Below are 12,102 nucleotides of genomic sequence, written 5' to 3' on the forward strand. Positions count from 1 at the left end.
CTCGTTCATCTCTTCAGATCCCAGGAAAAACATCATGTCCACCACGCAGACTCTCAGCACCTTCACCCTCGGCGACCGTGCGGTTCATCGGCTCGGCTACGGCGCCATGCAGCTCGCCGGCCCCGGCGTGTTCGGCCCGCCGAAAGATCGCGAGGCCGCGCTGGCCGTGCTGCGCGAAGCGGTCACCAGCGGTGTCGATCACATCGACACCAGCGACTTTTACGGACCGCACATCACCAACCAGATCATCCGCGAGGCTCTCGCGCCCTACGCGAGGGACCTTGTCATCGTCACGAAGATCGGGGCGCGGCGCACCGACACCGGCGGCTGGCTGCCTGCGTTCTCGCCCGAGGAACTGACACAGGCAGTGCACGACAACCTGCGCAACCTCGGACTGGACGTGCTGGAGGTGGTGAACCTGCGCATCATGTTCGATGTGCACGGCCCGGCCGAGGGATCGATCGAGGCGCCGCTCGCGGCGCTCGCCGAGCTGCAGCGCCAGGGTCTCGTGCGGCACATCGGCCTGAGCAACGTGACGCCCGCCCAGGTCGCGCAGGGGCGCCGCATCTGCCGCATCGCTTGCGTGCAGAACCAATACAACCTCGTACACCGCAACGACGACGCGCTGATCGACGACCTGGCGCGCGACGGCATTCCGTACGTTCCTTTTTTTCCGCTCGGCGGCTTTACCCCGCTGCAGTCCTCCGGGCTTTCCGACGTTGCGCAACGCCTGGGCGCCACGCCGATGCAGGTGGCGCTGGCCTGGCTGCTGCGACGCTCGCCCAACATCCTGCTGATTCCCGGCACCTCATCGGTCGGGCATCTGCGCGAAAACCTGGCCGCGGGCAAGCTGGAGTTGCCGGCGGATTCAGTGGAGGCGCTGGACCGCGTGGCGGCTCCCGTTGCCGAATGACTGCTTTCTCGAGCAATCGCACCTGGCCCCCTTGAACGGTAAGCACTGGCGACTGTCTCAACGGGTTTCGAAGCACTCGCCAGGCGTGAGTGGCGCATGGCGATAGGTTGCCGGCGTGCGGCCAAGCTGGACGGGCGCCGGACGAACCAGTTCGCCGCATGCGGATGCAGCAGCGACACGCCGCTATCGTACAGCGCCGCCTCGACGAGCTGGCCGCATCCGCTGCGATGGCGCTCCTTAAGCGCCAGCAGCACGCCGATCACCGCGTTGAGGCCCGTGACCATGTCCGGACGGCTTAGTTCTGATTACCCCAGTGGTCCAGTCGATGGGGTTCAGTGCAGCCGACCGGCTTGCATGTTGCAGCCTACGTGGCGACGGTGCAGCGCATCACCGACGAGGGTCTCTCTGAAATCGTCAAGATGGGCGATGTGCACAAGCGCGTGGGGACCTCCATGCGATTCGCCCGAGGATTGCGATTGATGTGACCCCTCCTCTTCCGCTCTTATGAATCGCTTGCCTGGGACATGGCGGCGCGAAGCGTTCACAAAGGCCGGAGCTGCTCAGCCAAAGACCGAGTTTTCTCGACAACAACATCGCCTGTATGCAGCGGTTGACTTACGCGTCTTCGTGGGGCCGCAGCAGCACGGCCACAGTGCCAATACCAGGGTGCCTGGGCAGCGCGGCTTCGATCTCGCGAAGTTCGACTGAAAGCCTCTGATCTTGACCGGGTCGTCGGCACGGCCGAGGCATTGCACGTGGCCGTCGGCATCGATGCGCGCCGGATCGCCGGTGCGATACAGGCGCGCATCGTGCGAGTTGGTGGACCAGGGGTCGGTGAGGAACCTATCGGCCGTGAGTTCGGGCCGGCCCAGGTAGCCTGCGGCGACCCCGGGTCCCGAAATGCACAACTCGCCGGTTTCGCCGCGGGGCAGGAGCACCAGGCCTTTTTCCTCGACCTCGGGTGCGATCACGAAGAGCGCGTAGTTGGGCAACGGCACGCCAATAGTGACCGCCTCCCAGCGTGCAGTTCGGCCAGGCTGGCCGACACGGTCGCCTCGGTCGGCCCATAGGAATTGAATACCTGGCGACCGCTGCGCGCCCAGCGTGCCACCAGGGAGCCGGGGCAAATCTCGCCACCGAGGTTGACGATGCGCAACGTGGCACATCCTGGCTGAACAGTGCCAGCAGGGTTGGCACTGCGTGCAGCACCGTGATGCCCTGCTCAATAGGCGCCTGCGGCAGCAGTTCGGGGTTGTTCGCGACATCTCCTGGAGCAATCCAGAGCGTTGCACCGACCAGCCAGCTGATCCAGACCTCCTCGAAGACTCTGAGCGCGTGCTCGGTGATCTGGTCTTCGCCGGAAACCGCGCGATGTCGCTCGCAAACCCGGCCAGATATAGCGGCACGGACTGCGCTTTTTTTCTGCTTTCTGCGCCGCATGAACGGCTTCGAGGCTTGATTGGAGTGGCCTCTGCAGCGCGGCCACTGGCTACCTCAAGGAAAACGTTCTTCCGGGAGCTTGGGCGCTTGCGCGCCAGGGGACGGCACGTCCTGCTGGCCGTTGGAGAGCGCGGACGGCTCATGGATGGCCTGCACCGGCGTCGCGCGTCACGGCGAAGCTGCCCTCGAAGCCGCCTCTTGACCGACGCATAGCTCGCCCGGGACGCTGTCCAGGGCAAGGGCTGCGCCACCGTCCTCACCCGGTCCTCGCTGTGCTCGGCTGCGGCCTCCGGGCGGTCCCCGGACATCGGCCCTTTGCGCTCGCTCTTCATGCGTCGAGGCGGCTCCGAAAGCAGATGTTCAACCACCGCGGCACACGCCGCAGAAAGGCCCGGTCATGCCTACACCCTCTTTGTCCCGTCGGCGCAATGCAGATCACCGAACAGCCACGGGCGTTCCCCCCGTACCCCCCGAGGACTCACCAAAAGCAGGCACTGTCGAAGACCGGGGATCGGTTGCCCGGACTGGCGCACGCATGGATGTGCGGCAGGTGATCACCGACCGGATCATCGCGATGCTGGAGCAGGGCGGCAACGTGTTCCGCGAGCGCTGGACGCGGGCGGCCTTGCGCGGCATGCCGCGAAATGGCAAGACCGGTGCGCCGTACCACGGCGTCAACGTCCTGCTGCTGTGGGATGCCGCGATCGAGCAGGGCTATGCATCGAATGTCTGGCTGACCTACAAGCAGGCATCGAGCCTGGGCGCTCAGGTGCGCAAGGGAGAGCGCGGTGTGATGTGCGCGCACTTCGAGCGCAAGGCGCGCAGGGGTGAAGATGCAGAGGACTCTGCAATCGCTCATGCCGGCGAGGAGGAGGGCAAGACGAAAGAGGTGTCGCGAGGCAATGTTTTGCTATGCATGCCGTTCTGGGTCTTCAACGTTGCGCAGATCGATGGATTGCCGCCCGAGGTCGTCGACTTGTGCATCGAACCCGTGAAGTCCTCGAATGGTCCAGTGGAATGCGCGTTGCGCCTGCTGGGCGGCTGCAATGCCACCATCCGGCATGGCTTCGAACAGGCGATGTACCTGCCTGAATCGGATGAGATCCGGTTGCCGTGGCCGCGGCGCTTCACCAGCGGGCAGGCGTACTGCGCCACCTTGCTGCACGAACTGGTCCACTGGAGCGGACACCCGAGCCGGCTGCATCGACAGTTCGGCAAACGGTTCGGCGACCACGCCTATGCATTCGAGGAACTGGTGGCCGAACTCGGCTCGGCGTTCGTGATGGGACACTGCGGCCTGGTCGACGCCACCATCGAGGGACACGCCGCCTATCTGGACAGCTGGCTGCAGGTGCTGAGAACGGATCGCACCGCCATCTTCACGGCTGCACGGCACGCGGGCGAAGCGTTCGAATACATCCTGGCCAGAAGGATGCCCTCGCTGGACACCGTGCCGCTGCTTCCATCGGAAGATTGAATCTAGTTGGTCAGCCGTAGCGCGTCGTGATCTCACGTAGTAGGGCCGCTGACTTCCAAGGCTTCAATGCGGGGTTCCGTGCCCCGAGATGGGAGGTGGCGGAATCGACCCGTTGGAGTCGAAGAGTGCACGTAGCGGCGCCCAGCTTCGAGGCCTTCATCAGAGACCATCCGGCAGCTCACGGAGCGCGTGCGCGTAGGCTTGAACGCCTCGGCGCCACTGCTGTGTAAGCAGAATTCGGTTAGAGAACCGTCTTCTGTCGAGCATGCGCAAAGGTCGTCTTAGGGCCAGCCCGAACCGGACTTACTGCGCACGGCAATGAAGCCCCGCAGCCGCCGTTGGATGCTCGCTGCACCTGCGCCGGTGGAACTTTGGAAGCCGCATCGGTGGAATCTTGCAACGGTGCTCGTAAGCCGTTGACTTTTCAGGGTAGGAAGGTGCGACAACCTTGGAGGAACGCATGTGCAAACGGTGCAGCCGTCGTTCGTCGGCTCCGGTTGTGTCGGCGCCTGGTTCGCTTGCGGGGAGGGGTGCGGTGGCGGAGTGCGTTTTTGGCACCGGAAAGTCGGTGGCTGAAATGGGTGAGGCGCAGCGCGCAGCGCCGGGCTTGAGCACCCGGGTTTCACTTGGCATCATCAGTTTTGATACTCCTCAAATGAGATGAGGAAGATTGAAACAATGAACGTACCAAGCGACCCCTGGCACTGGACCTCATCCCTGCTGCCAGGCAGGCCGGCTATCTCACAACGTACCTGAATCTGTGGGACGCGCGTACCCAGCCCACCGGTGCATTGGTCGACGCCCTGCAGCGCACCCTTGAGCTCAAGGGCTTCGCGAGAGCCGTTCAAAGGCTGAACACGCCACTTCGCAAAGTGAAAGCCGGCGCCAAGGTCCCCGGGCCGGGCGAGGGGTCGGTCGAGGCGGAGCTCACCGACGCGCGCCAGGTCGTAGGGCCGGCGCTCGGCGAGTGGCTCAGGACCTTCGACAAGCGTGGCAGGCGCATGCTGCTAGTTCTGGACGAGGCGCAGGTCTTGGCGGATGCCGTTCACTCCGAGCTCGCGCGCTCGCTGCGCGCCGGCCTCGACAGTCGCAAGGAAAACATCAAGGTCGTATTCGCCGGAAGCTCGGAGCCGACGCTGCGTCGCATGTTCGGGCGATCCACCGAGCCCTTCTGCAACTGGGCGCCCCTGGAGCCCTTCGAGCTCCTGGGAGAGGACTTCGTCAAAGCCCTGGTCTTCAAGGTCAACAAGCTCTCGCGCTTCACCCTCGGTCAGGCGGAGGCGCTGGAGGCCTTTCACGCCCTCAAGGACACGCCCGAGTTTTTCAGGCGCTTCCTCGAGCGCTTCATGACCAATGCCGACCTCGGCGCGAGGGCGGCCCTTGAGCACACCCTCGAGCACGTCTTCAACGACCGGGAGTTCGCGCTGACGTGGGCCCGGTTGCTGCCTGCAGATCAGGAGATCCTGAAAGCACTCGCCGATGGCGTCACCAACCTCCATTCGGCAGGGACCTTGCAGCGCATCGGGAAGGCCCTGGGTCTCGAAAAAGCGGTCACCAAGAATGCGCCAGCACAGTCGCTCAAGCGCCTCCTGGATCAAGAGCTCATCACGCGACTTGACGTCGGCGACTACCGTTTCCAGGATGACGCGTTTTCGGAGTGGGTCAGAACCGCGGCCTCGAAATGTAGGGCGGCAGCCCGCAATCAATGATGAAGAGCCGATAGACATCCAGAGCGAGCGTTGAAGTCGTTTGGAGGCCTGTCGACGTTGATGGTGACCCTTCTGTCTCGCAGGCCAGCGGATGCCGTCATCGCTTGCCTATCGCCGAGCTCGCGCACGTGAGTAAGTACATCCAGCTTGGCCGTTCGGGTGCGATGGGAATCGAAGCTGTCGGCATGCCGAACACCAAAGGCCTTGTGCGGTGTTGAGGGCAGGATAGACTGCCGTCAGACATTGTTAACAGCCACTGCGTTGCGATGACCAAGACCTCTCGATCGAGCGTGATTGGAGTCCGGGTAGCGTCCGACAAGCGAGCGCGGATCGCCGCCCTGGCCGCGCACCATCAGCTCAGCGCGTCGGGCCTGCTCGCCAAGATGATCGAGGAGGTGCTGCAGACCAACGGCACGCCGGTGCATCAAGCGGGCGAGCAACGCCCCCGCCAAAAGTGGACCATCGATGGTGTCCAGGAGGACCGCGTCACGCTGCGCCTTCGCCATGGCGACCGAATGCTCGCGGCAGAGCGAGCCTGCGCCCGTGGGATGAAGACCGGCAGCTACCTGGCCATGCTGGTCCACAACCATGTTCGAGGCTCGGCGGTGCTGCCGCCGAACGAGCTCGACCAGCTCAGGGCGACTTGTGCGCGGCTGGCTGCGCTGGGTCGACAGCTTCAAAGGTTCGGCATGCCGAACATCGTGTCGGAGCCGCTGGCGTCCGAACTGCGCGATGCGATCGCGGCTGCCAGGCGCGAGGTCGAGGCCGCACGCGAAGCCACGGCCGCAGTCGTGCGCCGGAATCTGACGAGTTGGGCGACCAGCGGCGAGATCGGCCATGCCTAAGCAGACGGTCTGGGTCGGGCGAAGCCGTCTCGAGGCGGCGGGCAGATCGCGTGATCTGGCGCTGGACATCGTGAGCTATGGCCGGCGGGGACCGGCCGGCACGCTGCACCTCGGCTCCGAGCAGATCGCGCAGATCCAACGCACGGTGGGGCGCACGCCCGAGGTCATGGTGAAGGTCTCCGGCGGTGGGCGGGATGTCGGTGGCGTCGAAGCGCACCTGCGCTACATCGGCCGCCACGGCAAGCTACCGGTGGAAACCGACGAGGGGCTGACGCTGCGGGGGCGGGGGACTGCCAAGGAGATCGCGGCAGACTGGCAACTGGATCTTTGCAGAAGCCAGTACAAGGCCAAGCCGGCCGAGGGCCGGAAGGACACCCGTGCGAAGCTCGTCCACAACATCGTCCTGTCGATGCCGGCAGGCACGCCTGCCGGGAAGGTGCTGGCTGCGGCGCGCGTCTTCGCGCGCGAGAACTTCGCGCTGCAGCACCGCTATGCCATGGTGCTGCACACCGACCAGGCACACCCGCACGTGCACCTGGTGGTCAAGTGCGAGCATGAGTTCGAGCCCGGCAGGCGCCTGTACATCCGCAAGGAGACCCTGCGGCAATGGCGCGAACAGTTCGCCGCGCTGATGCGCGAGCAGGGCGTGGCGGCCAATGCGACGCCGAGGCAGGTACGAGGCCAGATGCGCAAGCCGTACCGGGACCCCATCCATCATCGGCTGCGCGCGCTTCGGTCGTTCGGGCAGTTGCCGGCTGACGAACGGGCCAGGCGGCAGCCGCCCAGGAGCTCGACCTTCATGCGCGCCAAGCTGGATGGCGTGCTCCAGGTCCTGCGGTCGGGGCGCGGCGCCCTGGTTGCCGGCAAGGCGGCCATGCAGGGCACGCGGCGGGAAGTGGCGGCGGACTGGCGCGCAACGGCTGATGCGCTTCGAAGGCAGGGCGAAGCAGAACTCGCCGCACGGGTGGTTCGCTTCGTCGCGCGCATGCCGGCCGTGCAGACCGATACGCAGCGGTTGGCTGAGCGCTGGAAGGAGCAGGACAGACACCGAGGGCTGGAGCGGACCACTAAGGTGTCACACAATCAGCAAACGCGGTGAGCCGCAGCGGAATGTCAGCCACTCCTTTGGCTGCCGGGGAAGGCGAGTCCTGAGGCGAGAGCCCGATCTTTCTTGTCTGGGGTCTCGCACGGGTCCGCGAACATCTCTTGTGAGTCGGATTCGAAGGCTGTCGCACCTCCCGCACCTCCGCTAGGACGAGAACAACAGCCTGACCGAGACCTTCCACGCCGACCGAATTCACCACGTCGTACGCATCATCGAAGGCGTTCACCGTTGTCCGATCCCTTCGGAGGCGATCCAAGGCGCGACAGCAGCACTGCCGGAGAGATGACCACCTCGCGGTTCTCTCGGTGCTTGCCATCGCGGTGTTCGGCGTGGTGATGGCATAGGTCTTCGATGCGGTGCTGGCGGAGGGCTTGCCCGAGGCGGGAGCGTCCGCGCAGGCCAGTGCCTGCATCAAAGGGCAGCGCAGCAAGCCGGCGGGGCGGAGCTGCCGCGAGGCATCGACGCTGCTGCGTTCAAACAGGCAGTGGCCAAATCTTCTTGGCGGCTTTCGGCGGGTGATACTGGTCTGCGTGGGTCAGGCTCTGCTGAACGCGCTGAGCGCTTGGGTGATGATCGGGCGCGGGCCGAGCGAGACCAAGGCTGCGTGCCGAAGGCGCGAGTCAGTGAGGCAGCAGGCCGCTGCACAGAGCACTGTACAAAGTGTAAAAGAACAGGCGTCACTGCCCCGGCATCCGATCGCCCCGGCCCGTTCGTCTGGTCCAAGACCGCAGAAGACATTCTCTCGCGGGCGTCGCACGCTTTCGTCTGCGGATATCCAACTCGGGACACTAGCCCGCGGCTGTCGCCAGATTGGTGCTGAGCTCGAAGACGAGAGCCCCCCGGGTGTACGCCCGCAGCACAGGCGTGCTATCGCCGACGATTGTCTCGAGAATACGTTGGCGCTCGGCATCGTTCATGGTCTTGGCCACAGCACTCATGCCGACCAGCGCCATCGCGTTCATCCGGACAAACGACGCACCGTCGTCGAAGCGCATGGTGCGCGACAGTTTGCGCGACCGTACGTCCCGGAATCCGGCCTCGCGCAGCAGCGTTTCGAGAGCGCCCGCGTCGCCATAGGCGTACCGCTGATCGGCGACCGGACCCAGGTGGACCTCCGCAACCCGGCGGAGCTCGCGAAAGAACGGGATCTCTTCGTCGCAGCGCCAGGTCGATACCGCCAGCTTGCCGCCTTGTCTCAATGCCCGCCGCATCTGAGCCGCCGCGGCAGGCTTGTCGGGAAAGAACTGCAGACCCTGCTGGCAGATCACGGCGTCGAACTGCTCCCCGTCCCGCAGCGGCAGGGCGCCGGCGCTGCCTTCACGCCAGTCCACTTCGGGTGCTACGGCGCGCGCGACCTCCAGCATGGCCGGGCTTATGTCGATGCCGACCATGCTTGTCCCGTGGCCGAGCCGCTGCTGCGCTACGCGCGCCACGACGCCGGTGCCGCAGGCGATGTCAAGTACGCGATCGCCGGCAGACAAGCGCAGTTCGTCTAGTGTGAGTTCAGCCCAGGGCCGGAACAGCGGGCCGGCGAGGAAGCGCTCGTACATCTGCGGGAAACTTGCCTGGTCCATCGCATAGCTGGGTAGAGTCATTGCGGCCTCCGTCGCATCCGTTCAAGACATCACCGTGAATGTTACTAACCGGTGCGGAGATGTAAATGCGCCAGCCGTACTGACCTTCTGTCTGCGCGCAATGGCCGAAGGGATGATGGAGCGGGTCAAGGGAATCTATTGTTCTCTCATAGTCCGCAGAAGGTTCCGAACCTGTGCGAGTGCCTCGGGCATCGAACCGGGCTGGTAGACGGCCTCATCGAGGTTCGACGCGAGACAGTCATCGATGAGCACCCTGGATCGCCGTTGGGCAACGCAGCCCAGGCGATGGGCATCAAGGCGACCACGATGGCGGGGGTCCAGAGTGCGCGAAAGGGTTTCCACAATCGTTGTTCTTATTCTGTTGCGCAAGCATCAACGCTAGCGAGCCCCTGGTGTGCAGATGGGCATGGCCACTCAGCGAATGTAGATCATGGTCGCGCCGTTGGGCGTGGGCCCATGCGTTGCGTGCGCTTCGCGTGCGGCATCATGTAGCCGCGGAAGGCCTCCCCGGCGAAATCAATTGCCCCGCCTTTGGACATCAGCCCCGCGGCAGTATCCACGTACCAGACCTGGCCAAGCGCTGCGAAGTAGGCGTAGTGCAAGCAACTGCCGCTCGTCACGATGAACTTCACACGTCTGCCCGTTATTGCCTGGCTTTCTGTCGCTGTTGGCAATGAAACCGTTCAGATCAGCTGCTGCACTAGTGCGATCAGCGAGAGGTGGGCCGGATAAAAGAAGTAGAAGACCCAGCGCTTGCGCGGCAGCGGCAGGTCGACCCGGCTCGCGCCCCAGATCAAAGGCAGGGCGGCCAAGGCCGCGAAGTTGCCGTTGATGACGGACAGTGATGCCGTCGCCAGCGCCCACGCCAGCAGCCGAAGCCCGCTGGGCCTGCGCAGGAACGCCCAGGCACCCAGGCAGCAGAGGAGCGCAGGCCACCAGAACTCCACCATCGCCCCACCGAAGGGAAAAGCGATGAGTGCTGCGCAGTGGTTGGCTGTGCCGCCGCGTTCAAGCAGCCAGGCGATCAGCGTCGCCAGGAGGAGGGTCGCCAGGATGTTCAAGGGCCACACACCCACCAGGTGGACGAAGGCCGGGGTCGCCAGCAGCGCAAAGATCGCCAGGCGCAGCATGACCCGCACGTGGATACCGGCCTCGAGCGCTCCTGGCCGTGCCAGATTGGCCATGAGCACGAAGCCAAAGAGCGGCATCACCATGCGTCCGAGCGCGTAGACCGCAGGGACGGCCTCGTGAAGCAGGTACTTGTTGACGTGATCGCCCGCCATGAGCGCCAGGGCAATCCATTTGAGCGCTTCGAGCGAGCCGTTCGAGATGGACCAGGCGTTCGTCGGCTTCTGGCGATTCCTCGGGGGCGGCTGGAGTCCTCGAGCCATCGCGATGCGAGCGCCGCGAACTCTCATGATTCAGTACGCGGGCGGCAACTCGGTGCCCTCGTCCCACAGCCGACGCCACTCGGCCCCCGTGCCGTGAGGCAAGCGCCGGTGCGTTGCGCATGGCCAGCACGTTCTCGGCGTTGCGCTGCGCAGCCGAAGACGTGTAGTTGAAGCTGCCGGTCTGCACGGTCGTCCCGTCCGCCACGTGGTGTCCAGTGCGAGCGGCAGGGCCTGGCCAGGCGTGAGCGCGGCCGAGTACGAGATGGCCTGCGGGGCGCCCGGTGCGGGCGGCACCAGTTGTGCTGAACCGGCACGAGGTGTCGCCAGCGCCAGCGTGAGACTTGCTGCCAGGGCTGTAGAGCGGAGCCCTGGTCTCCAACGGTGGCTAGAAGCGCTCATGGCTCGACTCCTCGCGGGCTCGACCGGATCGCTGGCGCACCTGCATGGGCGTGGGGTGCATGCGGCGATCCGGGAGGTGGATCGAGTGCCCTTGCGCAAGCGCATCGGCCATGCGCTCGCGAATCAGCTGCACCAGGCGCTGCTGGGAGGACTCGTCTGTGGTTACTCGCCGGGCGTACTGCTCGGCGAGCTGGAGGCACGCCGCCGCCGTAACCAATTCCGGCTGCCGGGCAAGGGCCGCATCGGACAGGAGCTCACCGGTGCGCACGAGCTCGGCTCGGCGTCCCCGTGCGCGGAGGTGGTCCGGGGTCTCGATGCTCCATCGGGCGCGTTGCGCAACGATCTTCTTCTCGCCGACCAGTTCGCCCTCCGAATTGCGGGCGGTCACGCGCAGACGAACGGAATGGCTGCCGTGCTGCGTGAGCACCACCTGGTCGCCGATGCCCGGCCGCGAGACCGACTCGGCGAGCGCACGCTCGAGGTCCGCACCCCAGATGCTGCGCTCGCCGACTTCCGTGCGAACCGTCACGTAGAAGGACATGCGTTGCGCCGGATCAAACCGGTACGGCGCCGCGGCCGCCGCCACGAGCATGCCTCTGACGGGCGGTCTTGGACCCTCGCGCAGCGATCGACCGTTTGGCGCTCCATCCGGGGGATGCCCACCGGCGTTGCTGCCGGGCTCGGCGGGTGTGGCTTCGCCGGGTTGGGTCTTTGCCTCGCGGTGCGCCGATGCCGATTGCGGACCCGAACCCTGTCCGAACTCGTGCGATGGGTGCCACTTCTTCAGCGCGCGTTGCACCTGGAGGATCTCAGCCTCGGTCGGCTCGTAGCCCCGGGCCTCGATGCCGCGCAACGAAGCTTCGCGCCAGATGCCCTGGCGAAAGGACGCGGTGCCCTTGAGCTCGATCACCCGCCAGCCGCGCGCTTCCGAGATCGCCACGACGCTGTGCAGAACCTCGCGGTTCTCTGTCCGAACGCGGATGCGGTCGCCTTCGTCAATGAACGCGAGAGTCCGGTCCGGGAAAAAGAATCTGTCATCCACGTGCAGGTAGCGGCGTTCGATGGCATCCGGCACTTTGAGACGGCTGTGGGCCGCGGTCGCAGCGGCGCCTTGTACGGAACCGGCGAAGGCCACGCCGGCGGCGCTTGCAAATGCGCTGTCAGCGCCTTCGGGATGCTGGTCTGTGGACATGGCGGGTTCTTTGGGCTGCGTTCGTGAGCTTTGGCG

At 65.4% G+C, this 12,102-nt stretch carries 9 protein-coding genes and 1 pseudogene; 5 read left to right on the top strand and 5 right to left on the bottom strand.

What is annotated here, in order from left to right; genetic code table 11:
* The first annotated feature begins 34 nt into the window (after nucleotides 1-34).
* A complete protein-coding gene (locus tag ACMGEZ_RS21285) occupies nucleotides 35-913 on the top strand; it encodes an aldo/keto reductase family oxidoreductase (RefSeq protein WP_436824269.1) in 879 nt (292 codons plus the stop codon).
* A 139-nt stretch (nucleotides 914-1,052) separates the two neighbouring features.
* On the opposite strand, the pseudogene ACMGEZ_RS21290 reads toward ACMGEZ_RS21285, so the two are convergent.
* Both ACMGEZ_RS21290 and ACMGEZ_RS21295 read right to left on the bottom strand, forming a co-directional pair.
* Nucleotides 1,053-1,200 (bottom strand): annotated as a pseudogene (locus ACMGEZ_RS21290) (CoA transferase); the annotation flags it as partial.
* A 273-nt stretch (nucleotides 1,201-1,473) separates the two neighbouring features.
* Entirely contained in the window at nucleotides 1,474-1,905 is a 432-nt protein-coding gene (locus ACMGEZ_RS21295; RefSeq protein ID WP_436824270.1) for an acyl-CoA synthetase family protein, read from the bottom strand.
* A gap of 983 nt (nucleotides 1,906-2,888) precedes the next feature.
* Between ACMGEZ_RS21295 and ACMGEZ_RS21300 the strand changes: the two genes are divergently transcribed.
* The 4 genes from ACMGEZ_RS21300 to ACMGEZ_RS21315 all read left to right on the top strand — a co-directional run bounded on the left by ACMGEZ_RS21300 (nucleotide 2,889) and on the right by ACMGEZ_RS21315 (nucleotide 7,483).
* The gene (locus ACMGEZ_RS21300) at nucleotides 2,889-3,830 is read left to right on the top strand and encodes an ArdC family protein (RefSeq protein ID WP_436824271.1); all 942 of its coding nucleotides are present in this window, start codon (nucleotides 2,889-2,891) and stop codon (nucleotides 3,828-3,830) included.
* A 791-nt stretch (nucleotides 3,831-4,621) separates the two neighbouring features.
* Complete coding sequence (locus ACMGEZ_RS21305; protein WP_436824272.1) at nucleotides 4,622-5,539, top strand: ATP-binding protein; 918 nt, start codon at nucleotides 4,622-4,624, stop codon at nucleotides 5,537-5,539.
* 266 nt (nucleotides 5,540-5,805) lie between these two features.
* Nucleotides 5,806-6,384: a hypothetical protein gene (locus ACMGEZ_RS21310; RefSeq protein WP_436824273.1), complete on the top strand. Its 579-nt coding sequence runs from the start codon at nucleotides 5,806-5,808 to the stop codon at nucleotides 6,382-6,384.
* Nucleotides 6,377-7,483, top strand: coding sequence for a relaxase/mobilization nuclease domain-containing protein (locus ACMGEZ_RS21315; RefSeq protein ID WP_436824274.1), 1,107 nt, complete (start codon nucleotides 6,377-6,379; stop codon nucleotides 7,481-7,483). Before ACMGEZ_RS21310 ends, ACMGEZ_RS21315 begins: the two co-directional genes overlap by 8 nt.
* A gap of 794 nt (nucleotides 7,484-8,277) precedes the next feature.
* On the opposite strand, the gene ACMGEZ_RS21320 is transcribed toward ACMGEZ_RS21315, so the two are convergent.
* The 3 genes from ACMGEZ_RS21320 to ACMGEZ_RS21330 form a co-directional block, all read right to left on the bottom strand.
* A complete protein-coding gene (locus ACMGEZ_RS21320; protein ID WP_436824275.1) occupies nucleotides 8,278-9,084 on the bottom strand; it encodes a class I SAM-dependent methyltransferase in 807 nt (268 codons plus the stop codon).
* Between the two features lie 683 nt (nucleotides 9,085-9,767).
* Nucleotides 9,768-10,475 carry a TraX family protein gene (locus ACMGEZ_RS21325; protein WP_436824276.1) on the bottom strand — a complete coding sequence of 236 codons (708 nt, stop codon included), beginning with the start codon at nucleotides 10,473-10,475 and terminating at the stop codon, nucleotides 9,768-9,770.
* Between the two features lie 385 nt (nucleotides 10,476-10,860).
* Nucleotides 10,861-12,066, bottom strand: coding sequence for an LPD7 domain-containing protein (locus tag ACMGEZ_RS21330; RefSeq protein WP_436824277.1), 1,206 nt, complete (start codon nucleotides 12,064-12,066; stop codon nucleotides 10,861-10,863).
* Nucleotides 12,067-12,102: the final 36 nt, after the last annotated feature.

The organism is Variovorax stachyos (assembly GCF_051400855.1).
Classification (GTDB): Bacteria; Pseudomonadota; Gammaproteobacteria; order Burkholderiales; family Burkholderiaceae_C; genus Variovorax.

Excerpts from the sequence above, each read along its gene's own strand:
- ACMGEZ_RS21285 (WP_436824269.1), top strand. The coding sequence starts at position 35 with ATGTCCACCACGCAGACTCTCAGCACCTTCACCCTCGGCGACCGTGCG.
- ACMGEZ_RS21300 (WP_436824271.1), top strand. The coding sequence starts at position 2,889 with ATGGATGTGCGGCAGGTGATCACCGACCGGATCATCGCGATGCTGGAG.
- ACMGEZ_RS21310 (WP_436824273.1), top strand. The coding sequence starts at position 5,806 with ATGACCAAGACCTCTCGATCGAGCGTGATTGGAGTCCGGGTAGCGTCC.
- ACMGEZ_RS21315 (WP_436824274.1), top strand. The coding sequence starts at position 6,377 with ATGCCTAAGCAGACGGTCTGGGTCGGGCGAAGCCGTCTCGAGGCGGCG.
- ACMGEZ_RS21320 (WP_436824275.1), bottom strand. The coding sequence starts at position 9,084 with ATGACTCTACCCAGCTATGCGATGGACCAGGCAAGTTTCCCGCAGATG.
- ACMGEZ_RS21325 (WP_436824276.1), bottom strand. The coding sequence starts at position 10,475 with ATGGCTCGAGGACTCCAGCCGCCCCCGAGGAATCGCCAGAAGCCGACG.
- ACMGEZ_RS21330 (WP_436824277.1), bottom strand. The coding sequence starts at position 12,066 with ATGTCCACAGACCAGCATCCCGAAGGCGCTGACAGCGCATTTGCAAGC.